Source organism: Photobacterium carnosum, assembly GCF_002849605.1.
In the GTDB taxonomy this organism is placed as follows: Bacteria; Pseudomonadota; Gammaproteobacteria; order Enterobacterales; family Vibrionaceae; genus Photobacterium; species Photobacterium carnosum.
This window is the reverse complement of record NZ_NPIB01000010.1, coordinates 1-25,987: the sequence shown is the minus strand read 5'-3', so window position 1 is coordinate 25,987 and position 25,987 is coordinate 1. Positions and strand designations below refer to the sequence as shown.

Below are 25,987 nucleotides of genomic sequence, written 5' to 3'. Positions count from 1 at the left end.
GAGCCTGAAATGAAACTGACTAAACGTTCCGATAAAGTGAGCAAAGATGAAAACCAACTAGGTATTTCTCGTCGTTCTTTTATTCGTAATTCTTCTCTTGCTGCCGCTGGTGGTGTTGCAGGTGCAAGCCTTTTTGCACCTGGTTTTATGCGCACCCTGAAGCTGATTACAACGCACCTAAAGTGGTTAAACGTACCATTTGTTCTCATTGTTCTGTTGGTTGCGGCATTTATGCTGAAACGCAAGATGGTGTATGGACCCATCAGGAACCCGCTTTCGATCATCCTTTTAACGCTGGTGGACATTGTGCAAAAGGGGCGGCATTACGTGAGCATGGCCATGGTGCTAAGCGCGTAAAATACCCAATGAAGTTGGTCAACGGTAAGTGGAAAAAATTAAGTTGGGAACAAGCATTAGACGAAGTTAGCCAGCAGGTACTTAAAATTCGTCAAGAATCAGGCCCAGATTCTGTTTACTTTTTAGGTTCAGCAAAGCACAACAACGAACAAGCGTATTTGTTCCGTAAAATGGTGTCGCTATGGGGTTCAAATAACGTCGATCACCAAGCGCGTATTTGTCACTCAACCACAGTTGCAGGTGTAGCCAATACGTGGGGTTATGGTGCAATGACCAACTCACTGAACGACATGCATAATTGTAAGTCGATTCTGTTTATTGGTTCTAACCCCGCAGAAGCTCACCCAGTAGCAATGCAGCATATTCTGATCGCTAAAGAAACCAACGGTTGTAAGATTGTAGTAGTTGATCCTCGTCGTACACGTACGGCGGCAAAAGCTGATCACTTTGTTTCTTTACGTCCGGGTACGGATGTTGCCTTTGTTTGGGGTGTGCTATATCACATCTTCAATAATGGCTGGGAAGACAAAGAATTTATTCGTCAACGTGTTTATGGCATGGAAGAAGTGCGTGAACAAGTGGCGAAGTGGAACCCGAAAGAAGTTGAACGCGTAACGGGTGTACCTGAAGATCAAGTTTATCAAACGGCAAAAATGCTGTCTGAAAACCGCCCGGGTTGTGTTGTTTGGTGTATGGGTGGTACGCAACATACTACGGGTAATAACAACACCCGTGCATACTGTATTCTTGAATTAGCCCTTGGCAACATGGGTAAATCAGGTGGCGGTGCAAACATTTTCCGTGGTCATGATAACGTTCAGGGTGCAACTGACTTTGGCGTGTTATCTGATAACTTACCGGGCTATTACGGTTTATCAGAAGGTGCTTGGAAGCACTGGGCTGAAGTATGGGATATTGATTACTCATGGCTACAAGGCCGTTTTGATCAAAATACCTATAACGGTAAAAAGCCAATGAACAGCGCAGGTATTCCTGTTTCTCGTTGGATTGATGGTGTTTTAGAAAATAAAGATAATATCGAACAACGCGATAACATTCGTGCGATGTTCTATTGGGGTCATGCCGTTAACTCACAGACGCGTGGGCCTGAAATGAAAACCGCGATGGGTAAACTGGATATGATGGTGATTGTCGACCCATACCCAGGCGTTGCTGCGGTGATGAATGGTCGTACTGATAACGTCTATCTTTTCCCTGCAACCACACAGTTTGAAACGTATGGTTCAGTAACTGCAACTAACCGTTCGATTCAGTGGCGTGATCAGGTAATTGAACCGTTGTTTGATGCTAAACCCGATCATGAAATCATGTACTTATTGACTAAGCGTTTGGGTTTCTCTGATCAATTATTTAAACACATCAAAGTGGAGAATAATAAACCAAACATTGAAGACATTACTCGTGAATACAACAAGGGTATGTGGACAATTGGTTATACAGGTCAAAGCCCTGAGCGTTTGAAAGAGCATCAGAAAAACTGGGGTACGTTTGATTTCACTACCCTTGAAGCTATTGGCGGACCGGTGAACGGTGAAACCTATGGTCTACCATGGCCATGTTGGGGTACGCCAGAAATGAAGCACCCAGGTACACATATTCTTTACGATACGTCAAAAACAGTCGCAGAAGGTGGCGGTAATTTCCGTGCCCGTTTTGGTGTTGAGCGTAATGGTGTCAGTATGCTGGCTGATGATAGTTATTCATTAGGCTGTGAACTTGAAGATGGTTACCCAGAATTTACCGCGAAGATGCTAAAGCAACTTGGATGGTGGGATGACCTAACTGCAACTGAAAAAGTGGCAGCTGAAGGTAAAAACTGGAAGACAGACTTGTCTGGTGGTATTCAACGTGTTGCGATTAAACATGGTTGTATTCCATTTGGTAACGCGAAAGCCCGTACTGTTGTATGGACATTCCCTGATGCCGTGCCTATTCACCGTGAGCCGTTGTACACACCGCGTCGTGACTTATTGCCTGAGTACCAAACATGGGACGACAGCAAAGCGATGTTCCGTTTGCCAACACTTTTCAAATCAATTCAAGAGAAAGACGTATCAAAAGAATACCCAATTATTCTAACGTCTGGTCGTCTTGTTGAATATGAAGGTGGTGGTGAAGAAACACGTTCAAACCCATGGCTAGCTGAACTTCAAAAAGAAATGTTTGTTGAAATCAACCTCAAAGATGCCAACGATATTGGCATTAAAGATGGTGAGATGGTGTGGGTTGAAGGTGCAGAAAAAGGCCGAATTAAAGTGAAGGCGATGGTAACCCCACGTGTTCGTGAAGGATTGGCTTTCTTACCGTTCCACTTTGGTGGTGAATTTGAGGGTGTGAGTCTACGTGAGCATTACCCTGAAGGTTGTGCGCCTTATGTTTCAGGTGAAGCGGCCAATACGGCAACAACGTATGGCTATGATCCTGTTACCCAAATGCAAGAAACCAAAGTTACTTTGTGTAAAATCACTAAAGCGTAAGGAGTCACCTGATGGCACGTATGAAATTTCTTTGTGACTCTAAGCGTTGTATTGAGTGCAATGGTTGTGTAACAGCTTGTAAAAACGCCAATTCAGAAGCGGTTGGTTGGGGCATTCAACGTCGTCGCGTTGTGACCTTAAACGATGGTCTTCCAGGGGAGACATCAATCTCAGTGGCTTGTATGCACTGTAGTGATGCGCCTTGTATGGCGGTATGTCCTGCTGATTGTTTTAGCCAAACAGAAGATGGCATAGTGCAGCACGATAAAGATTTATGTATCGGCTGTGGTTATTGCTTATTTGCTTGTCCATTTGGTGCACCACAATTTCCTAAGCAAGATGCTTTTGCTGAACGTGGCAAAATGGATAAGTGCACTTATTGTTCTGGCGGCCCAAATACAGAGCCTGGTTCTGAAAAAGAACGCCTGCTTTATGGTGCAAACCGTATCGCAGAAGGTAAGTTACCAATGTGTGCTTCAATGTGTTCGACTAAATCATTACTTGCGGGTGATGCTGAAAAAATCTCTGAAATTTTCAGTAAGCGTGTTGTGGCCCGTGGTGCTAAAGATGCGGGCTGGGCAAGTACTGATGATCTAGCTTACGACGCAAGTAAAGTACGTAAAGCTTAATCATCTTTAAATGGATTTAACGAGGAATGTTAAGTCCATTTATCGACTCGTGTAATAGTTAGGCACACCGTTGTAATAGGTGTGCCAATTAATCTGCTTTTTAAAGTGGATAGGAGCTTTAATGACTAAGCGAATTCAACGCTGGTTAACTATCATAGTTACCGCTTTAATGATGGTGTTTTCAGTATCCACAATGGCGAGTGGTAGTGATACAACGACCGCTGGTGAAGCCGTAGTTAAAAAAGAAGTGATCGGTTTTGCTGGGGCTGATTACTGGCGTATGGTAAAAGATGGTGAGAAAGGTTACACCACATCTGGTTGGCCTGAGCATGATGTTTTAATCAGTGTGCCAGGACAAACGTGGTATATCCTTAAAGAAAAGTGGATGTCACCATTAGGTGCTTTAGCGATTTTTGGTAGCCTAGTAATGGTAACGTTGGCTTATGTGGTCATTGGGCCGCTAAAGTTAAGTAAGCCTAAAACGGGTCGTAAAATCAAACGTTGGAGCCGTATTGATCGTGCATTGCACTGGAGCATGGCATTCACTTTCCTTACATTAGGATTCAGTGGCTTAACGTTAGTTTATGGTAAACATTTTATTAAGCCCATTATCCCTAGTGAGATTTGGGGATGGATCATTCTTGCTGCCAAGCAATACCATAACTATATGGGACCTATTTTTGCGATTCTATTACTTGCTGTATTGATCAAGTGGTGGCGTAAAAGTACCTTTAATAAAGTCGATCTTGAGTGGTTTAAAAAGATGGGCGGCATGGTGGGTAAACATAAAGGATCACATCCATCAGCAGGTTTCTCTAATGGTGGTGAGAAAGTTATCTTTTGGCTATTGATCGTGTTTGGTTTCTCGATTGCAGCCAGTGGCTTTGTGTTAGATTTCCCAATTTTCGATCAAACCCGTCGTGATATGGAGCTATCAAACTTACTCCATATGTTATCGGCATTGATTTTAATCTGTGGCTTTATATTCCATATATATATTGGTTTATTTGGCATGGAAGCGGGTCTTGATGGCATGGTAACTGGCGAAGTTGATGAAACATGGGCCCGTGAACACCATAACTTATGGTTTGATGAGGTAAAAGATTTACCTGAAAATCAACCGGGTTATGAGCCTGACAAGCAGAATGTGGAAAAACCGACATCATCTCTGGATCGTTAACGATTAAACATTAAATAAAGGCCGATACACTTTGTTATTGAAAGTGTATCGGCTTTTTTTATGGGCATAATTTATGATTAATGGCAATACACAAACTCTCAGACTAACGTCTAATAAAAAACACCGTTAAACCATATAAAATCAGTGGTATAAATAGAATATAAAGATTAACCATTATTATCACCATAGGGATATTGTTATGTTATTTCCTTACAAAAATATTGTCGTACTAACTGGAGCGGGTATTTCTGCTGAATCAGGGATACGTACTTTTCGTGCGGCAGACGGGTTGTGGGAAGAACATCGAGTTGAGGATGTCGCTACGCCTGAAGGCTATCAGCGTGATCCTGAATTAGTACAAGCGTTTTATAATGCACGTCGAGCACAAATAGAAAATGGATCTGTTGCCCCTAACGCTGCTCATTATGCATTAGCAAAGCTAGAAGCTGAATTAGATGGCACAGTAACGATTGTGACTCAAAATATCGATAATCTTCATGAACGAGCTGGTAGCCACAATGTAATTCACATGCATGGTGAGTTATTAAAAGCGCGTTGTTGTGAATCAGGTCAAACGGTCGAATGGAAAGGGGATTTACATACTAGTGATCGTTGCCATTGCTGCCAAATACCAGCACCATTACGCCCTAATATTGTATGGTTTGGGGAAATGCCAATTGGTATGGATAAAATCCATGACGCGATTGTGAAGGCTGATTTGTTCATTGCGATTGGTACATCAGGCAATGTGTATCCTGCTGCGGGTTTTGTGCATGAAGCATCATTGCAAGGCGCACATACGATAGAGCTTAATTTAGAACCAAGTAATGTTGGAAATGAGTTTGAAGAAAAACGTTATGGTAAAGCATCAGTGCTTGTACCTGCGTATGTTGATGAATTACTAAAAGCACAACAATAGAGTAGTACTTTATATATGAGTTATAAAAAAACCGAGCTTTTTAGCTCGGTTTTTTATTTGTTTAATGACAACTATTACTCGCCAGCTTTTAGCTTTTGGTAATATTGCTCGTATAGTTCACTTGCTGCGCCAACGCTGTTCTGCCATTCACCCGCATCCATTACTGATTGTGGTGGGTAGATGCTTGGATCGTTAACGAAATCAGCAGGTAGTAATTTCTTCGCTGCGGCTACGGGTGTTGGGTAACCAATTTGCAATGCAATTTTTGCTGCAATATCAGGACGAAGTAAGAAGTTGATCATTTTGTATGCATTATCAACGTGCTTCGCATTAATTGGAATCGCTAGACTGTCCATCCAGAAGATAGCACCTTCTTTTGGCCATACGATATCAATTGGAGCACCTTCTTTACGTGCCATGTAAGCAGAACCATTCCACAACATACCTAGTGATGTTTCACCAGCCATGTAAGGGTTAGCAGGGAAGTCAGAGTTAAAGACTAAGACATTAGGCATTAGTTTTTTAAGCTCTTCGTAAGCTGCTTTAATTTGCTTTGGATCTTGTGTGTTAGCAGAGTAGCCTAGCTTACGTAATGCAATGTGGAACACTTCACGTGCATCATCCATCATCATTAACTGACCCTGCCACTTAGGATCCCATAAATCAGCCCAGCTTGTGATTTTTGATTTATCGATTACATCAGTGTTAACGCCGATACCTGTTGCACCCCAAATGTAAGGAACAGAATAGTCATTGTTAGGATCAAAAGGCTTATCTAAATAGTTTTTATCGATACCCGCAAAATTAGGAATTTTTGATTTGTCGATTTTTTTAAGCATGCCTTCCTTACTCATTTTAGAAACGTAGTAAGTTGAAGGAACAATTAAATCATAGCCTTTATCATAAGTTTTTAATTTAGCGTACATGGTCTCATTCGACTCGTAAGTCGAATAAATCACTTTAATACCGGTTTCTTTTGTGAACTGTTCTAATACATCATTTGGAATATATTCAGACCAGTTGTAAAAGTATAATTCATTACTATCTGAATCTGCAGCAGTAGCAATATTTGAATACATTGACATTGCACAAACTGTACCGGCCATCATTAAAGACCATTTTTTCATTATTGTTAGCTCCTAACTAAACAGGATATCGAGAGTGTTCTCTAGCGGATTTGAACCGCCTCTCCTAATTTTATGTTGTTTATAAAGCGCTTTTAAAAATGTGCTTTTAAACAAATATGAATTGGTAAACGTGATTATTATAGCAGATAAAATCATACTGCTATCACAAATATGAACACATAGATAAAATATTTATTTATAGAACATTGATTAATAACAAGTAGTTAACGTTTAAATGATATTGTTATACAAATTAATATCACGATTAATTAAAACTGAAAATAGTGTGATAAAACCGCAGGTAAAAAAATGGCTAACTTTATGTAAGTTAGCCATTTAATGTTCGTTAAAACTGTTTATGTTACTTTTTTTCTCTTGCAAGTAATTGCGAACAAATCACAAGGAACAATGAAATGATCAGCATGATAGTTGCTAATGCATTTACCTCTGGTGAAATACCGACTTTAACCATCGAGTAAATTTTCAAAGGTAAAATTTCATAGCTAGGTCCTGTAACAAACGAACTTACAATTACGTCATCAAGTGATAATGTAAAGCTTAATAACCAACCTGCAGCAACCGCAGGTTTAGCCAGTGGTAGAATAATTTGTTTTAAAATTACCCACTCACTTGCACCTAAGTCACGAGCTGCTTCAAGCATTTTTACATCAAAGCCTTTTAAGCGACTGTATACAGTGACGACAACAAACGGCAGACAGAAAGTAATATGTGATAGTAATAACGTTAAGAATCCGAGATTAGCACCAATTAATAAGAACAACGCCAATAATGAAATTGCCATTACAATATCAGGTGACATCATGACTAAAAATAGCATGCCAGATACAAACTTCTTGCCCTTGAAGTTATAACGAAATAGGGCAACAGCCGTTAAACTACCAATCAATGACGCAGCTGTTGCTGAAATAACAGCAATCGTAATTGAGTGGCCAGCAGCTTGCATCAAACTATCATTATTAAACAGATCTTCATACCATTTGGTCGTAAATCCGCCCCATTTCATACCGAACTTACTGGAATTAAATGAGTTAATAATCAGAATAACAATAGGGGCATACAAAAAAGTATATACCACTGACATAAAGCTGAATTTAAAGAAACGACCCATTATTCAAGCTCCACTTTTTTATTCAGTAATTTTCCTGCTCGATAGTAGGCATACAACATAATTGCCATTGCTAACGTCAGTGCAATACTGGTTGCAGAGCCAAATGGCCAGTCACGAGCGTTGAGTACTTGACTCTTAATCACGTTACCAATCAATAAGTTTTTCGCACCACCAAGCAAATCAGATACATAGAACATACCGAGAGCGGGTAGTAATACCAATAAACAACCAGCAATAATACCTGGCATTGTTAATGGGAAAATAACTTTAATAAATGTTTGAAGCTTATTTGCCCCTAAATCGCGCGCTGCTTCAATATAGTTATTATCAAGCTTTTCAATCGCGGAGTACAAAGGCAGCACCATAAACGGCAATAGTATATAAACCAAACCGATCATTACGGCATACTCGGTGTACATAATACGAATAGGCTTTTCAATAATATCGAAATACATCAACGCATTATTTAGAATTCCCCGTGTACCGAGCATCAGCTTTAAGCCATATGTACGGATTAACGAGTTAGTCCAAAAGGGTACAATGACCATAAATAGCATAAATGGACGCCATTTTTCTGGCATCTTAGCAATGGCATACGCAAAAGGGTAGCCAATCAACAAACAGAAAATAGTTGCTGTAATTGCCATATTGAATGAATGCAATAGTACTCTTGCATACATTGGATCAAAAAGGCGTTCATAGTTGTCTAATGTGAACACCATCTTGATTAGATTTGCATCATCACGGGTTAAAAAACTCGTGCCGATAATCATAAGGTTGGGTACAAATACAAACAGTAGTAACCAACTTACAACAATCGTTATGATGATGTTTTGGAGATTAAACTTCTTGCTCATCTGCTAGCACCACTTCCCAACTTTCAACCCAAGTAATGGCAACTTTTTGATCAAGAGAGTGGTCTACGTCAGGATCATCTTCGTTGAAGAATTCACTAACCATTACCGATTTCCCAGAATCTAGCTGTACCACAGAATCAAGTGTCATACCTTTATAAGTACGCTCTTTAACTTTGCCTAAAATACCCGTTGTCTGATCACCGTTATAAATTTCTTCAATACGAATATCTTCTGGGCGTAATAGCACTTTCACTTTGTCGCCAATGCCAACATCAAGATCACAGTGGATTAAAGAGTGACGACCTTCTACATCAGCCATAATACGCTTACTATCTAAGCGTTCTTTAACGATAGCATCAAACACGTTGATTTCGCCGATAAAGTGAGCGACAAAGAGGTTGGTCGGTTCTTCATAAATTTCACGAGGGCTGCCATCCTGTTCAATATAACCATCGCGCATAACGATAATACGATCGGACATAGATAGTGCTTCTTCTTGATCGTGAGTTACGAAAATAAAAGTAATACCAAGTTTTCGCTGAAGTTGTTTCAGTTCAAGCTGCATTTGTTTACGTAATTTGTAATCAAGCGCAGAAAGTGATTCATCAAGCAAAAGAACTTTTGGTTTATTAACAACTGCACGGGCAATAGCAACGCGTTGTTGCTGGCCACCAGACAATTGATGAGGTTTACGAGGGGCAAACTTATCAAGTTGCACCATACGCAATGCTTCCATAACTCGAGGTTCAATATCACTCGATGGCACTTTTTGCATGCGTAAACCAAACGCGACGTTCTCAAACACTGTCATATGTGGGAACAGTGCATAACTCTGAAACACCGTATTAACGAGACGTTGTTCAGCTGGAATGTCAGTAACATCTTTATTGGCAATGGTGATCTGACCGTCATCGGCAGTTTCAAAGCCAGCAATAAGACGAAGCACTGTGGTTTTACCACAGCCTGATGGACCTAAAATGGTTAAAAATTCACCATCGTTTACGTCTAGATCCAAACCTGTAATGATTTGCTTACCGTCAAAGCTTTTACAAAGACCCTTCAGCTGAATTACAGGTTTCTTAGATGTTTTTACAACGTTCAATTCTACGTTATCTCCACCTTGGGACTGATTGGTTATGCCCCAATATTTTGGCTAAAATTAGGGGCGCATAATAGACCTGTAGTCTTTCAATTTAAAGCATTTTCTTACTAAATTTACAGATTAACAGCTACTTTCTTTAATGATAGCACGTTGATTCATAGCAATATGGCCGCTATTACAAATAATATTGAAAAAATAAATTACGATTAAAGTAATAATAAGAATGTTTTATGTTTAAGCTCAAAAAATTATTACTTACGTTCAATAATCGTGGATGACTATTTATAATAAAACAGGGGAAAGCAGTACATATCGCCTTACTTGTTATTTATTGTTTGTTTTTCATACAGCAATGAGGTATTGAAATAAATTTTTACGTGAATAGTGTTTTTGTACAATGATGAGTAACGTACAATACATATACCCGAATAATGATGATATGAGTATGAAAGAGACAACTAAAAAAAGTTTTCACGTTGGCGGTTCAATTGAAAAAGCAATGGTTGGCGATGTTGATCTACAACCAATAGCTGTTCTTCAAGAAGCGTTTAAGATAACAGCAAAGAATTTTACTAAATTTTTACCTGCTGTTATTTGTTTATTTATTGCACAAATCGCATTGTTGCTATTAAGCCTAAAAGTACAATTAGGAAATCCGAGTGTATTTTTTGATGCTTTTATTACAGGGAAGGGGTTTACCGCTGAGATTTTAAAAGCTGGCTTTATGGCTAACTTTTGGTCTGATGTACTAATTGCGCCTTTGTATGTTGGTGTAAGTTTAATGGCGCTTAATCACTCTGTCGGGCTACCAACTAAACCAAGTCAAATTATTAAAGGTTTTTCATTCACATTAGTCTCTATCATTACAATGTTATTAATTTCTTCAATTCAGGGGATTGGTAGTAGTATTTTTCCTCTAGTGGGGTTATTTTTAACAATGGCTTTAAGTATGGCTATTCTACTTGTGTGTGAGAAGCGAGTAACTCCAATTAGAGCAATTCAATATTCATTCATGGCAACTATTCGTAAAGTGATGCCAATGACCGCTATTTATTTAGTCATAATGATTTTCTTTTTTATATCGATTATAACGGCTGGAATTGGATTACTTTGGACATTACCTTTTTTCTTTAATGTGAAAGCAATTATTTATCGGAATATGTTTGGCATTACATTGCAGGTTACATCGGTACCTAATGCGGATGATAATAAACCCGAATCAAAAGCTGATGCTAATGTCAGTGAGCCGATTGATAATGATACGTTTAATGCGTAATTTCATATCAAAATATGAGAAAAGCTCCTTTAGATAAGGAGCTTTTTTTAAGTATCACTTCTAATGCACTATAACTTTATATATTACATCTAAAATCATAAGATCAATATCTTTAACATTCCCATTCAATCGCTTTCTAAATAAAAACCTCCTGTATATATTCGAAAATAGGGATATCTCTAATAAAAATGAACATTAATGATGATGTATCTCAATTTCATTTTGTTACGATAGGATCATAATATGATTAATAATAAATAGTGATGGTATAAACTGTCAGCTCAAGCAAGAAAGGTAACTTTATGGATAAGTTAATAGAACGTTTTTTACAATATGTAAGTTTTGACACTCAATCTAACGGTGCAGTTTCTTCTTGCCCTAGTACTGTAGGGCAGCGTGTATTTGCGGAAGTTCTTCAATCAGAGATGCTTGCTCTTGGACTAAGTAACGTTACTCTCGATAGTAACGGTTACCTTACAGCGCGACTACCAGCAAACGTAGATGGTGATATTCCTACAATTGGCTTTATCGCTCATATGGATACAGCACCTGACGCATCAGGAAAAAATGTTCGACCACAACTTGTTGAAAGCTATCGTGGTGGTGATATCGCATTAGGAATAGGTGATGAAATCTTGTCTCCATTCCAGTATCCAGACCTTAATAAGTTACACGGTCACAATATTATCACGACAGATGGTACTACACTGCTTGGTGCTGATAATAAAGCGGGGGTTGCTGAAATCATGACGGCTATCGCTTATCTTATTGCTAACCCTGAAATCAAACATGGCAATATTTGTATTGGTTTTACACCAGATGAAGAAATTGGTCGTGGCGCAAACTTATTCGATGTTGAAAAGTTTGGCGCGCAGTGGGCTTATACAATTGATGGTGGTCCGATTGGTGAGTTGGAATATGAAAATTTCAATGCAACCTCTGCTGATGTTATTTGTCATGGTGTCAACGTTCATCCAGGTACGGCAAAAAACAAAATGGTTAATTCCATGAATATTGCTGCACAATTTCAATTAATGATGCCTGCAGATGAAACACCAGAATGCACTGATGGCTACCAAGGTTTTTATCACCTTAAATCAATGGAACCATCGGTTGCTCGCACTGAATTGGGCTACATCATTCGTGATTTTGATCGTGATGGTCAAGAGAAGCGTAAAGCATTCATGCAACAAAAAGTGGACGAGCTGAACAACAAGCTGACACAAGGTAGAGTAGAGCTTATTCTAACGGATTCTTATTATAATATGCGTGAAATGGTTGAACCATTCTCTCACATTATTGAGATTGCTCAGCAAGCGATGATTGATTGTGATGTTCAGCCTGAAATAAAGCCAATTCGTGGCGGTACAGATGGTGCTCGACTATCATTTATGGGCTTACCTTGCCCTAACATCTTTACTGGTGGTTATAACTTCCATGGTATTCATGAGTTTATTACTGTTGAAGGAATGGAACTTGCAGTCAAAGTGATTGTAAAAGTTGCAGAAAACACAGCAAATCGATACGCCTAATTTTTCTCGCTAACCATTAAAATAAAAGCCACTATCAACGATCTATTTCTCGTTAATAGTGGCTTCTCTAATAGAATGCAATGTTTATTATTTCAGATTGATTATTTAGTCGTGATCGTTACTAAGCATTTCATTTAAACGCTTTAAAATAGCATGAACAGCGTGACCTTTAGTGATTTCTCCGCCTTTCTCAACTTCGATCTCATGCTTACTATAAAGACCGGTTTCATCTTCAGCAATATGTAGCCAATCCGGATGCCAATAGAATGATTGGCCGCCATCTGTGATCCAGTTATGTACACCACAATTTTCGCCATGGTAATTTAGATCCGCTGCTTTATACGTCATTCTTAAATCCTTTAATGGTTATCTTTCTCTTTGTTGATAAAGAGTATAAAAAACAATGATGATGAAACCGTGATCTAACCGATATTATTTTGCTAAAGATTACAATTAAGTAAAATAAATAATGTATTTTTGTGTGTGGTTCGAAAAATATAATGGTTACTTACTTAAATAACGTTCCATTAAGTGCTTTTTAAAGTGATCTGGATTTAATGTTTCCCCAGTTGCTTTTTCTACTAGTTCATCGGTTGATAACGTTGAGCCTTTGCTCCAAATATTATCATGTAACCATTCAAAGATTGGCGTTAGGTTACGTTGAGCGACAAGCTGTTCAACATTCATTTCTTTATTGATGGTTGCCATAAATTGCGCAGCATACATTGCACCAAGGGTATAACTTGGGAAATAGCCAAAACTACCGTCAGTCCAGTGAATATCTTGCATACAGCCATCAGTGAAGTTTCCTTGTGTTGAAACACCAAGATATTGGGTCATTTTTTGGTCCCAAATCGTTGGAATATCATCAACATCAATCTTACCTTCAATTAAGTCACGTTCAATTTCATAACGTAAAATAACATGTGCAGGGTAGGTGACTTCGTCTGCATCCACACGAATAAAGCCCGGTTTTACACGCGTATTAATGAGTCGAAGGTTTTCTGTTGATAATGACGCTTCTGTGGAATTAAACGATTTTTGTACCATTGGGGCTAATAAACCGCTAAATGCAGGACTACGCGCTAACTGCATTTCACAAAATAAGCTTTGTGATTCATGAATGCCCATTGAACGAGCTTCACCAACAGGAAGATCACGCCATTGTTGTGGTAAGCCTTGTTCATAACGTGCATGGCCTGTTTCATGAATGACGCCCATCAATGCAGAAGTGAAATCATTTTCATCATAGCGAGTCGTAATACGAACATCTGTTGGTACGCCACCACAAAATGGGTGAGTACTAATATCTAGTCGTCCATGGTCAAAATTAAATCCCAATAATGTCATTGCATCAAGGCTTAGTGCTTGTTGTTTATCGATAGCAAATGGAGTCGATAATGGTAATATTTCTTCTGTCGCTTGTTTAGCTTCGACTTGTTGAATGAGTTGAGGTAACCATGATTTTACGTCAGCAAAAATACCGTCGAGTACCGCCGATGTCATTCCTGGCTCATAAATGTCCAGTAGGGCATCATAACGGCTTAAACCTGTGGCTTGTGAGCGAATAGCAGCTTCTTGGCGAGCTAACTCAACCACAGGCTTTAAGTTGGCTTTAAAGCCTTCCCAATCGTTTTCTTTACGTTGTGAGCGCCAAGCATGTTCACATTGAGAACCTGTAAGTGATTGTTGTTCAACGAGATCGGCAGGTAAAATATTCCGCATCATCCAATGACGTTTAAGGGCTGCAAGGCTGACGCGTTGTTCTGCGGTAAGATGTTCTTTTTCTGCGTCTGCAAACCAATTATCTAAGTAAGGAGCAGTGGCTAATTCATGTGAAATAACAGCAAGCTCAGCCATCGCTTCTGAACGTGCTTGTGCTCCACCATTAGGCATCATTGCAGCCTGATCCCAACCACAAATAGCATTAAGATGGCCAAGGCGAGATAGTTTCTTAGCATGACGTTCTAATTTATTGTAATTATTCATACTTGTTCCTAATTGATAAACAGCAATACAATAAATTTAACTCAACCTTTAACTATTTAATAGAGATACTCTGTTACTTCAGTAATAAAAATGCGAACACTGCAGTATTTATTAATTAAAAATCAAATAAGAAGTAGTTAATTACTCGTAATGATTTATATTTAAAGTAATTAACGTGATAAATGTAATCAGTGATAGGAATTGGTAAGACAATGTTACTAAGACCTGTTTTATTATATTTTTTCGATATACTGGCTGCCAATCTCAATACCTATTAGGTTTCTGCAAGTCCTTAATAGCTATGTAGATTGATTTTATCGTTTTTTAAAGGAATTTTGCCTCTCATGGAAAAGACTACTCGGTTTTTGTCGCTTGTCGGTGCTACAGCGCTTTACTCTTTATCATCTTCAGCGTTTGCTGCAATGCCAACCGTTGTACCTGATGCACCAACATTAAGTGCAAAAGGCTATGTATTGATGGATTACAATACAGGTAAAATCTTAGTAGAGAAGGATGCAAACGAAAAATTAAATCCTGCAAGTTTAACGAAACTCATGACAAGTTATGTTGCGGGCCAAGAAATGAAACAAGGCAATATTAATGCGAAAGATCTTGTTGTTATTAGCCGTAATGCTTGGGCAAAAAACTTCCCTGATTCATCAAAAATGTTTATTGAAGTAGGTAGTGAAGTTCCTCTAATGGATTTGTTTCGAGGCTTGATTATTCAGTCAGGTAACGATGCCAGTGTAGCTATTGCAGAACACGTGGCAGGTTCTGAACAATCATTTGTAAGTTTAATGAATTCATGGGCGAAAAAATTAGGGATGAACAATTCTAATTTTGCCAACCCACATGGCTTAGATAATGATGATTTATATACCACGCCTTATGATATTGCTTTATTGGGTCAGGCGCTAATTCGTGATTTACCAAGCATTTACCCACTGTATAGTGAAAAATCATTCACCTATAACAATATTACGCAACGTAACCGTAATGGCTTGCTTTACGATCCAAGCATGAATGTTGATGGCATGAAGACCGGTTACACCAGTGGGGCCGGTTATAGCTTAACCAGTTCAGGCACTGAAGGTGACATGCGTTTAATTGCCGTAGTTATGGGAACAAAAAGTACCAAAACACGTGAAATTGAAAGTAAGCAATTATTAAATTACGGTTTCCGTTTTTTTGAAACAGTAACGCCTCATAAAGCGGGTGATGAGATCATTACTGAGCAAGTATGGTTTGGTGATAAAGACCAAATTAAATTAGGTGTAGATAAAACAAGTTATGTGACGCTGTCACGCAATGATACTAAAAAACTAACAGCTAGCGTTGAATTAAACAGTGAACTTGAAGCGCCAATAACGAAAGGCCAACAAGTTGGTGAAATCATTTATTCAGTTGATGATAAACAAGTAGGTAAACAACCACTTGTTGCATTAGAACCAGTTGAACAAGGCAGCTTCTTTAGTCGTTTGATTGATCAAGTTAAGAAATTTGTAATGAGTTTTTTTAAGTAACTACTGATTTATTTATCGTAAAAAAGTCCAGCCATTGTGTGCTGGGCTTTTTTATTGTGGATAGCTATTTCCAGTCAACAATAAAATACGTATAATTCATGCCCTATAAATTCTTATCCCGCAATTCTACTATCGATGTCGTCGGTAGTTCGAGAAGTAGTAATGAATCAGACAGATAACCATAAAGAAACACTTGAATATAACAAACTGCAAAAACGTCTTCGCCGCAATATGGGTAACGCCATCATTGATTACAACATGATCGAAGAAGGTGATGTTGTTATGGCCTGCATTAGTGGTGGCAAAGATTCATTTGCGATGCTGGATATTCTGCTTAATTTAAAGAAAGCAGCGCCAATTAATTTTGACGTTGTCGCGGTTAACCTTGATCAAAAGCAACCCGGCTTTCCTGAGCATATTTTGCCTGAGTATTTTCAAAGCTTAAATATTCCTTACTACATTGTCGATAAAGATACTTATTCAGTGGTTAAGGCAAAAGTAGAAGAAGGCAAAACAACGTGTGGCTTATGTTCTCGTTTACGCCGTGGTACGCTGTATTCTTTTGCTGAAACAATTGGTGCAACTAAAATTGCATTAGGGCACCATTTAGATGATATCGTTGAGACATTATTCTTAAATATGTTCCACGGGTCACGCTTAAAAGCAATGCCACCTAAATTACGCTCTGATGATGGTCGTAACGTTGTTATCCGTCCATTGACATACTGTCGTGAAAAAGATCTAATCAAATACGCTGAATATAAGCAGTTCCCGATCATTCCTTGTAACCTTTGTGGCTCACAAGAAAATCTACAACGTCAAAGCATTAAAGCAATGTTGATGGATTGGGATGAAAAGACACCTGGTCGTGTTGATGCGATTTTTAAATCAACTCAGAATATCAGCCCAAGCCAATTAGCAGATAAAAACTTGTTTGATTTTGTTAATCTGCCATTGGATCGTGAAGGTGAGAGAGCGGAGTATGCTTTCACTGAAGCAACAGTATCATCAACAAATATTGATGAAAGTATGTTCATTGATGTTACTAACATTTAATTACCGTTAGTGGCAAAAAAAGTCAGTAAAAATGGCACCTTACTCTTCATTGAGTCGGTGCCGTTTTGTTATTGATAGTCGCCTTTACTCATCAATAGACGTTGGCGCTAATGGACTAATATAACCATCAGGTTTTAAAGCCAGTAAATCACAATTTAGACTATCGATTGTATTTTCTGCAGTGTTACCAATAAATACAGCTGATAATCCCGTACGTCCTGTCGTACCAAGGATCACAAGCTCTGCATTGATTTTATCTGCAACTTGTGGAATTACATCTTCAGCCAAACCTTCTATAACATAGGTTTGTTCTTCGTCAATAGCATACTTTTGGCGTAAAGCTTTCATTGTCATTAGATGATGACCACGAACAGCATCTGTATATGAAGCAGGATCAAACTCTGGTAATTCAATGGTAATGTTAACAGGGGTAGCAGGATAAGCATTAACTAAATTAACATTAGCATGAGTAATCGATGAGAAGGCAATCGCTTCTTTTACTATCTTGTCATTAAGATCTTCATGTGTTTCATCTTCTGCTGATAAATTCACACAAGCGATAACATTACCATTGGTTGGCCAGTTTTCGCCTTTTACCAATAATACAGGAATTGGACATTTTCGTAATAAATGCCAATCTGTTGGTGTAAAGATAACAGATCCCAATTTTGGATGTTCATGTGTTGCTTTAATTAGTAGATCAATCTCTTGACTGAAAACATCGGCAATAATGGACTCGTAAGGACGGTTGTGCCATACGACTTTAATTTCGATATTAATGCCTTGGTCTATGTGTGGTTGTATGATTTCTTTTAGCCATTCTTCTCGTTGCATAACGACACCACGACGCATTGCGTCACGTTCATCAGAAGAAAGCATTGATGTCATTTCATAAGAAAAATCATAAATGGCGAGGAAAACAATAATCTTTACATCATTACAAGCTTTTGCTAAATGAATAGCACGAGATATTGCAGGTTGTTGTTCTCGTTCAGGATCTGCGACAACAAGTATGTTTTTATATTTTTGCATAATAATGTCTCCCTACGGCATAATCTCTTTTCTTAATGAATAAGAACAAAAAAACACATTTACCGTTGTATTTATCAGATACACTTTTAAATCAAGTGATTAAAAAAATAACATATTATTTACTGTACTCTAAAGTAATCAAGATGGGGAGTAGTTTGAGAAATAAAATGTAAAAATGGGATAATAAACGGTTATCTATATTATATGTAGATACAAAAACAGGTACTAAAAAGTACCTGCTTATAAAGAGGTTAGGTAGGATATTATAGACTTATAAATTATTATTCTTACTTACACCAGCAAGCTTTGCTAATTCATCATGATCTAATATTGTAATATATTTACCTTTAACACTTAACATTTCAGACTTTTGGAAACGACCTAATAAACGACTGATTGTTTCGACAGTTAAGCCTAAGTAGTTACCAATATCACCACGTGTCATTGTTAAGCGAAATTCGCGAGGTGAAAAGCCACGTTGAGAAAAACGTAATGATAAGTTGTAAAGAAAAGCAGCTAAACGTTCTTCAGCATTTTTCTTAGACAACAATAAAATCATTTCTTGATCGCCTTTAATTTCACTGCTCATTAGTCGCATGATTTGTTGGCGAAGCTTCGGCATTTTACCTGCTAAATCATCAAGAATTTCAAAAGGTATTTCACATACCATTGATGTTTCTAGTGATTGTGCAAAACTAGGGTGTTGCATTTCATTAATAGCATCAAATCCAACCAAATCACCAGCTAAATGAAATGCAGTGATCTGCTCATCACCTTGCTCTGTAATGGTATAACTTTTAATTGTACCTGAACGAATAGCATACAATGATTTCAGTTCATCTCCTGCTTTGAATAATTCTTGACCTTTCTGGATTGGCTTTTTACGTTCGATGATTTGATCCAGTTGATCTAACTCAGATTCATTCAAAGTGAATGGAATACATAGCTGGCTAATACTGCAATCTTGACAGTGAATAGCACATCCACCTGATTGAATACGTTTTGTAGTAAATTTGTCTGAGATCATATGCCTGTCTAACCAATTTGATGTAGGTCAATATTTTAACATATTATGAAGCAATATTACGAGTATTAAAAACCTTACCATATTTGATTGATTGCAATATAACCAGTATGGGCTCTATAAATGATGATAAAAAATCCATTTATTCGCTTGATATCAGTATATTTAATGAAAATTTTAGTTTATCGACTATAGATCTAATTGCTAACTTAATGGGTAATATTCCTCGACAAAGAGCAAACATGATTATCACTTCATCTATAGCATCTCTATAAATGGCAACCCATATGAAAATAAAATAGACCTAATCACCCCCAAGGGATTGTTTTAAACGGGTAGGATAAGGGTAAGGAATATTTGGTTATAAAAAATAAAATACCATAATAGATGTCCAATACGTTCAATCTAAGTAAGGCATACCCACCATTTTTCAATGTATAACCCTAAGATAATTGTCATCAGATAAGTAAAAATTTGCATTAAAATCAATGAATTATTTGACTAGCTTAATGTGGTAACTTAAAAAATGGGACTTATAATAAGCATGCCATCATGTGAAAAATTATTCTACTTATGTTGTAAGATAATAAATACACCTAATAATATTACCGCTTATTTAGCATTCCTATTGTAACAACTGCAGCAATGCTACTGTGTAGACTAATACAATAACCAGCACTGGTTAAGCAATGTTGTTAAAAAAATCAGTTCGATTATGAGCAGATGTTAGCAATATAACCTTATCTTTTATCGTGTTTTGAGGTGGGTTTTGAGGCTTTCTTCTACCATCATCAAGCAAAATATTGTGACCTTGATAATCTAAATTCTTAAATTTATTACTCAGTACAGCCCATAAAAAACAGTAATAGTAAGATAAAAATAAGAGTTAAAGAGGCATTAACATGTAAATATTTGCCATTTATTTAAATAATCTTAAATAATTTGATACAAAATAATTGATTTTGCTGGCACTCCTATAACTATAATATAGGGAACAACAATGACATAATTCACTTTGTGCATTATTTCTAACACATGATAATATCCTAACATTTAGAATTCACCGGTTAACATTGATTCGTCTATAGTGGTTAATCCTTTAATAAGAACGCCCATCAGCCGGTAGATATTTTTTTGTAAAACAGTGACAATGTCACTTTTTGATGATCTAGTTATAATCTGTTTATCAAACGTAAGAGTGGCATTGTTGGGACAAGTTTTAATAAATTAGCGCTCATAACTACTACATGTCGATGAGTATCCATTTCTAAAAATCGACCAATGATGAGGGATTGTAAACTCAAAGATTGATTCCAAATATACTTCGGCTTGTTTAGTAAACGTAGCATATATGCTTGTACTATAAATAAACAACAAAACAATAGAAGCAGGAATATCCATATCTATTGTTAAAGCTTTAATATTTCACCTTGAGTCTTTATGATAAAGTGAGGTTTATAGGTATGGGTTCACTACAATGATAATAACCTTTAATCATTGGTAATGTTATACTAGTTAATATCATTTATTATTATACCTATGTAATTAAATAAGAAAAATATCAGCGTCTTATAAGATTAGTTGTTAATATCAGATGTGGCATATTTTTAGTTCAAGCATTTCTCCAAAAGAATAAAAAGGAATAAATACAAAATGGCAGCACAAAAATTAACTCGAGGACGATTAATTCAAATTATTATTTTAATGATTATTTTGATTAGTGCTTTTGTTTGGAGAACAGTGACATATAAGTCAAAGACTACAGTACAAAGAAGTGTCTGTAATTTAAATACAGGTAATTGTTTCTTTAATATTAATAATAAGAAGATAATAGTAAGTTTATCTCAAACAAAACCACAAGCAAATACATTAGTAGAATTATATATTAACCCAGTTGATATTAATCCAAGTGCAAGCGTTAGTGGTGTCACTATGAATATGGGTATCTTGCCTATTATATTTACGCAACAAAAAGATGGTTGGGTTGGGAAGTTTACCGTTCCTCAATCTACTCATAATAAGATGACATGGAACATTGATATTAAAATTAACCAGAATATCTATTCATCTGAATTTACCGTTACTAAATAAAATAAACGATGTTATTTTATTTTTCTTGGCACTCTGCCATCAATCCCTAAAATCCATCCTGTAATAAATTCTACTTGAGTGCAATAACATCATTTATAATAAACATGATTGTTATTTTTATTAGCAATATCTACTGGTCAAAAATGTACTTTAGACTTGTCAGCAATAAGTTGATGTATTGCATTAATATCAATGGCGATTACTTAATATTTTCAAGTGTAAATATTTTCAATACTGCTAGTGTTAGTTGTAATCAAGATAACATTTTGAACAATTGAATGTAAAATAACACTCGATGAGTCTATTAACTGTACTATGATAGGAGATAACAGGTTAATTATTAATGATAAGGGGAAAAATAACAAATAAAAATGATTTGCCTACTGATTGTATTCGGAAAAATGATTATGATAAGGAAAAATATAAAAAGATATGGCTATGGATATTGCAACAAGCTTTTCAGTATTAGATGATTCTTATGATGCAATAGTTGACGCAATCAATATATTGGATGAAAAGATAGCACCGCCTTCATTATTATTGTTGTATTTTTCGGAAGATTATAATTACGATATTTTACAATCAGTATTAACCAAACGCTATCCAGATACACGATTTCTTGCATGTTCATCTTGTCAGGGATTCATGACAGAAGATGGGTATATTAATGGACAAGGAATTGCTCTTTGGGCTATCAATGATATATCTGGCGCTTATGGAACATCTATTGTTTCTTCTAATGGATCTATTTTTAATATTGCCCGACAAGCTATTCTAAAAGCAATTAATAATAGTGGACGCCTTGGTGAATCACCAACATTAATATTACTTCATGCAACACCTGGTAATGAAGAAGAAGTCATTCGAGGTATAGAAGATGTTGTTGGGAAAAATATTGCAATCATTGGTGGTAGTGCTGCTGATGATAATGTTCAGGGTAAATGGCAAATATTTAACCAAGAACAACAAACACAAAAGGGTATAGGTATTGCTGTTTTTTATCCAAACTGTGAGGTGAGTTTTTCCTTCCATTCTGGTTATGCAGCAACGGCACATTCAGCTATTGCGACAAAAGTCCGTGGTCGTGAACTTATTGAACTAGATCATGAACCTGCAGCTGATGTCTATCAAAAATGGATAAAACAAAAGTTTGAAACAAATAGCAGTATTATTAATGAAAGTAGCTTAAATCCTCTAGGCCGTTTGGTTGGGACTATTCATGATTTACCATATTTTAAATTAGCGCATCCTTTAATGGTCACTCAAACTAATGGATTAAAAATGTTTGCCTCAATTATTGAAGGGGAGCGTTTATATTTTATGTCGGGCACCGATGAGCGTTTAATAACCAGGGCTGGACGTGTTATTACTGCAACAAATGGAACTAAATTAAATCCAATTGGAGGGATAACAATCTATTGCGCGGGCTGTATGCTTAAAGTTCAAAAGCGAATGAAAGAAGTCGCATCATTTGTAAATATAGCAATGCATAATAAACCCTTTGTTTGTCCCTTCACTTTTGGTGAACAAGGGCAATTTATTACGGGTGAAAATGCTCATGGAAATTTGATGATTTCTGCTGTTGTTTTTCATAGGGACTAATTGAATGATTGGTTTTGACGCAGAGAAACTGCAAGAAACATTGTTAGATCTTCAGCGAACACAAGAAAGAGAAAGTCAGTTACGTATAGAAAATGCAGCGATCCTTGAAGGTGTTTCAGCAATGGCTGGCGCGAATAATAAGCGTCAAGTTTTTAATAGCTTATTAGAAGTATTAAGAAAATTCATTGCCTTTGATAACGCAATCGTTTTAACTCGGGATGATGAAGCATCTGATTTACAAGTATTAATGAGTACTGTTTCTACATTTGATTTTAATCATTGGCAAGTCAGTAGTACGTTTAATCGCTGTATAAATGGTGAATGTATCGCTTTATATTCACCTAAAGATATTGAAGAATTTAAAAATAAAAGTCCTGATTTGTTAAATATTTGTCATTCGAGTTTAATTACGGGTGTAAAAATCAGTTCTGGCGATGCGATGATTATTTTAATGAGCTGTGAAAAAGGACATTTCACAACCAGTTGCCGTCGTGTTCTTAATAGATTCAGACCATTACTTGAACGTGCAATCATTGATATTGACTACCGAGAACGATTACAATCATTAGTTACTGTACGTACTCAGGAATTAACATATAGCCAACAACGGTTTAAAGACTTTGCTCGTACTGTGGGTGACTGGTTCTGGGAAATTGATACCGATTATAAGTTTAGTTATATTTCAGCATCTCAAATCGCTAACCATTTAATAGATAAGAATAATATTTTAGATTTTTTTGATGGTCATGAGGATTTTAAACAAAAATTCTGTTCACAATTACAAAAAAACGAATCATTTGAAGATTTAGAGTGGCATCTAGTTATTGATAAAAAAGAACAATGGCTCAGTTTTAGTGGTACACCTTATTATAATAAACATGGCTTATTGCTTGGTTATCGCGGTACTGTAAAAAATATAAGCGTAAGAAAAAAACGATTATTTGATTTACAGCAAGCTCGTCAACAAGCCGAAGCAGCTAACAAAGCAAAGTCTCAATTTATCGCAATGATGAGCCATGAAATTCGCACACCACTAAATGCCGTACTAGGTTTTATGGATATGTTGTCTTCTTCAGGCCTAGAGAATGAGCAACAACAATGGTTGGGACAAATGGAGCAATCAGCACATTTACTCTTGACCATCATTAATGACATCCTTGATTTATCTCGTATTGAATCAGGTAGTTTCGAATTATTTAATAGTAACATAAGCCTTTTAGAGAGCATTACACTAGTAAAAAATCAGCTTCAACCAGAAGCTGATAAAAAAAGCATACTATTAGAGTGTTATATGGATAATTCAATTCCAGAATATATTTTTTCTGATAAAAATCGAATTGTTCAAATCATGTTTAACCTTATTGGTAATGCGATTAAGTTTACAGATATTGGTTCAGTTAAAATCGTCGCGAATAAAATAGATAATAATATTGAAGTGTCTGTCTTTGATACGGGCATTGGTATTTCTAAGGATGCACAAGATAATCTTTTCAACCCATTCCATCAGGCTGATGGCAGCATTACACGTAAGTATGGTGGCACAGGGTTAGGATTAACTATTAGCGAATTATTGATCAAAAAAATGCATGGTAATATTAGCCTCGAGAGTAAGATGGATGTTGGTAGTTGTTTTAAAGTAACGTTTCCAATAGTTACTGCAATTCATCAAAAACCAAATCTAGCAAAGGAAAAAATAATACCATCAAATTTTTATCTTAATATATTACTCGCAGAAGATAGCCCAACAAATCAACTCGTTGCTAAATTAATGCTAGAACGACGTGGGCACAAGGTAACGATAACTAACCATGGTAAAGAAGCCATATTAAAACTGTTACAGTGTCACGAATTGTTTGATTTAGTGCTTATGGACATATCAATGCCTATTTTAGATGGGTTAGAAGCAACTAAACAGATAAGAAAGCTCAATATCAACACTCCAATAGTGGCATTAACAGCAAATGTAATGCTTGATGATCAATTTCTTTATCATCAAGTTGGTATGAATGGCTTTTTAGCTAAACCAATACAGCCTGAAGAACTAGATTTAATACTAAGTAAATATCAAAACCTAAAGGAAGAAACAACGAATAAATTATAATATTCGCGTTAGGTTGATAAAAATGGATAGCCATTAAAGCTGTCCATTTTTTTGTCTATAAGTAATTAATGATAAATTTAAGTCTCAAGCAAAATGAATATGTGTAATGTGTAGGAAGTATTTTAATTTAGTGTTAATTGCCTATTTTATGGTAAATCGAGAATACTGTTAAATAGGCATTCTTAACTAATCTGATAACGCAAAAGTTAAGAGAGGAGTATGGAAAGAGCGATTTATAGGATCCCACACAAGGATATCGTTACTTGATATCCTATTTAACATAATATACATAATGCGCACTGATGGTGTAGGTCCCATTTAGAAATGTCCGGTTTGAACCCGTTAGAAATGTCATGTTGAACTATATTCAGATCATAGGTTTTGCTATGAACTGGAATCAATAAATGTTGCTCACTATGACTGAAAATGAATTAAGCCGAATCAAAGTTATTCAAGATGTTTGTGATAAACAAATTACTGGTGTTGAAGCTGCCCGTCGACTTAACTTGAGTTGTCGTCAAGTATCACGATTAGTAAAACGCTTTACTCAGTTCGGTGCTGGCGGATTACTTTCACAACTACGCGGTGTGCCAAGTAATCATCGTTATGATGATAATCATAGGCTGCGTATTTTAAATCTCATCCACGAATATTACGCAGACTTCGGACCCACATTGGCACGTGAAAAACTGATTGAACGCCACAGTATTAAGATCGGATTAGAAACTTTACGTCAATGGATGATCGCTGATGGCCTTTGGGTTCCGCATTTCAAACGTAAGCCTTGCATTTATCAACCTCGTTATCGTCGCGATTGTTATGGTGAGTTAATTCAGATAGATGGTTCACATCATGATTGGTTTGAAGGCCGCAGCGACAAATGTTGTTTGTTGGTTTTCATTGATGATGCCACCGGCAAACTGATGAACTTGCGGTTTAGCGAAACAGAATCTGCGTTTGATT

Annotated in this window: 19 protein-coding genes and 1 pseudogene; 12 read left to right on the top strand and 8 right to left on the bottom strand. The window is 36.8% G+C overall.

Annotated elements, in window-relative coordinates:
- Positions 1–9: 9 nt before the first annotated feature.
- From CIK00_RS09890 to cobB, 4 genes and pseudogenes are all read left to right on the top strand, one after another.
- Positions 10–2,855 (top strand): annotated as a pseudogene (locus tag CIK00_RS09890) (formate dehydrogenase subunit alpha).
- Between the two features lie 11 nt (positions 2,856–2,866).
- Positions 2,867–3,484, top strand: a complete 618-nt coding sequence (gene fdh3B / locus CIK00_RS09885) for a formate dehydrogenase FDH3 subunit beta (RefSeq protein WP_045030423.1) — start codon at positions 2,867–2,869, stop codon at positions 3,482–3,484.
- Between the two features lie 169 nt (positions 3,485–3,653).
- Positions 3,654–4,664, top strand: a complete 1,011-nt coding sequence (locus CIK00_RS09880; RefSeq protein ID WP_373322845.1) for a formate dehydrogenase subunit gamma — start codon at positions 3,654–3,656, stop codon at positions 4,662–4,664.
- A gap of 199 nt (positions 4,665–4,863) precedes the next feature.
- On the top strand, positions 4,864–5,583 hold the full coding sequence (cobB, locus tag CIK00_RS09875) for a Sir2 family NAD+-dependent deacetylase (RefSeq protein WP_101768707.1): 720 nt from the start codon (positions 4,864–4,866) through the stop codon (positions 5,581–5,583).
- Positions 5,584–5,657: 74 nt separating this feature from the next.
- On the opposite strand, the gene potD is transcribed toward cobB, so the two are convergent.
- The 4 genes from potD to potA all read right to left on the bottom strand — a co-directional run bounded on the left by potD (position 5,658) and on the right by potA (position 9,798).
- Complete coding sequence (potD, locus tag CIK00_RS09870) at positions 5,658–6,710, bottom strand: spermidine/putrescine ABC transporter substrate-binding protein PotD (protein WP_101768706.1); 1,053 nt, start codon at positions 6,708–6,710, stop codon at positions 5,658–5,660.
- A 361-nt stretch (positions 6,711–7,071) separates the two neighbouring features.
- Entirely contained in the window at positions 7,072–7,839 is a 768-nt protein-coding gene (gene potC, locus CIK00_RS09865) for a spermidine/putrescine ABC transporter permease PotC (protein WP_101768705.1), read from the bottom strand.
- The gene (gene potB, locus CIK00_RS09860) at positions 7,839–8,696 is read right to left on the bottom strand and encodes a spermidine/putrescine ABC transporter permease PotB (protein ID WP_101768704.1); all 858 of its coding nucleotides are present in this window, start codon (positions 8,694–8,696) and stop codon (positions 7,839–7,841) included. The genes potC and potB overlap by 1 nt, the downstream gene beginning before the upstream one ends.
- Positions 8,680–9,798: a spermidine/putrescine ABC transporter ATP-binding protein PotA gene (gene potA / locus CIK00_RS09855; RefSeq protein ID WP_101768703.1), complete on the bottom strand. Its 1,119-nt coding sequence runs from the start codon at positions 9,796–9,798 to the stop codon at positions 8,680–8,682. The genes potB and potA overlap by 17 nt, the downstream gene beginning before the upstream one ends.
- Before the next feature lie 445 nt (positions 9,799–10,243).
- Here potA and CIK00_RS09850 point away from each other — a divergent pair, with 445 nt between their 5' ends.
- Positions 10,244–11,074: a hypothetical protein gene (locus CIK00_RS09850; protein WP_101768702.1), complete on the top strand. Its 831-nt coding sequence runs from the start codon at positions 10,244–10,246 to the stop codon at positions 11,072–11,074.
- Positions 11,075–11,376: 302 nt separating this feature from the next.
- The gene (gene pepT, locus CIK00_RS09845; protein ID WP_101768701.1) at positions 11,377–12,606 is read left to right on the top strand and encodes a peptidase T; all 1,230 of its coding nucleotides are present in this window, start codon (positions 11,377–11,379) and stop codon (positions 12,604–12,606) included.
- 105 nt (positions 12,607–12,711) lie between these two features.
- Here pepT and CIK00_RS09840 read toward each other — a convergent pair whose 3' ends face one another.
- Together CIK00_RS09840 and CIK00_RS09835 are read right to left on the bottom strand one after the other, a co-directional pair.
- The gene (locus tag CIK00_RS09840; protein WP_101768700.1) at positions 12,712–12,954 is read right to left on the bottom strand and encodes a hypothetical protein; all 243 of its coding nucleotides are present in this window, start codon (positions 12,952–12,954) and stop codon (positions 12,712–12,714) included.
- A 156-nt stretch (positions 12,955–13,110) separates the two neighbouring features.
- Positions 13,111–14,595: a carboxypeptidase M32 gene (locus CIK00_RS09835; protein WP_101768699.1), complete on the bottom strand. Its 1,485-nt coding sequence runs from the start codon at positions 14,593–14,595 to the stop codon at positions 13,111–13,113.
- Between the two features lie 344 nt (positions 14,596–14,939).
- Between CIK00_RS09835 and CIK00_RS09830 the strand changes: the two genes are divergently transcribed.
- Together CIK00_RS09830 and ttcA are read left to right on the top strand one after the other, a co-directional pair.
- Positions 14,940–16,118, top strand: coding sequence for a D-alanyl-D-alanine carboxypeptidase family protein (locus CIK00_RS09830; protein WP_101768698.1), 1,179 nt, complete (start codon positions 14,940–14,942; stop codon positions 16,116–16,118).
- A 162-nt stretch (positions 16,119–16,280) separates the two neighbouring features.
- Entirely contained in the window at positions 16,281–17,174 is an 894-nt protein-coding gene (ttcA, locus tag CIK00_RS09825) for a tRNA 2-thiocytidine(32) synthetase TtcA (protein WP_101768697.1), read from the top strand.
- Positions 17,175–17,258: 84 nt separating this feature from the next.
- Here the strand turns inward: ttcA and uspE are convergent, their stop codons facing one another.
- Positions 17,259–18,206, bottom strand: a complete 948-nt coding sequence (gene uspE, locus CIK00_RS09820) for a universal stress protein UspE (protein ID WP_101768696.1) — start codon at positions 18,204–18,206, stop codon at positions 17,259–17,261.
- A 271-nt stretch (positions 18,207–18,477) separates the two neighbouring features.
- Positions 18,478–19,233: an FNR family transcription factor gene (locus CIK00_RS09815; RefSeq protein ID WP_080157434.1), complete on the bottom strand. Its 756-nt coding sequence runs from the start codon at positions 19,231–19,233 to the stop codon at positions 18,478–18,480.
- A gap of 1,650 nt (positions 19,234–20,883) precedes the next feature.
- Between CIK00_RS09815 and CIK00_RS09810 the strand changes: the two genes are divergently transcribed.
- The 4 genes from CIK00_RS09810 to CIK00_RS09795 form a co-directional block, all read left to right on the top strand.
- Positions 20,884–21,321, top strand: a complete 438-nt coding sequence (locus CIK00_RS09810) for a hypothetical protein (protein WP_101768695.1) — start codon at positions 20,884–20,886, stop codon at positions 21,319–21,321.
- A gap of 438 nt (positions 21,322–21,759) precedes the next feature.
- Positions 21,760–22,923 (top strand): FIST signal transduction protein, encoded by a 1,164-nt coding sequence (locus CIK00_RS09805; protein WP_101768789.1) that lies wholly within the window; start codon positions 21,760–21,762, stop codon positions 22,921–22,923.
- Positions 22,924–22,927: 4 nt separating this feature from the next.
- A complete protein-coding gene (locus CIK00_RS09800; RefSeq protein WP_101768694.1) occupies positions 22,928–25,024 on the top strand; it encodes an ATP-binding protein in 2,097 nt (698 codons plus the stop codon).
- A gap of 416 nt (positions 25,025–25,440) precedes the next feature.
- Positions 25,441–25,987: helix-turn-helix domain-containing protein (locus tag CIK00_RS09795; RefSeq protein ID WP_324762278.1), on the top strand; the 547-nt coding region annotated here is incomplete at its 3' end.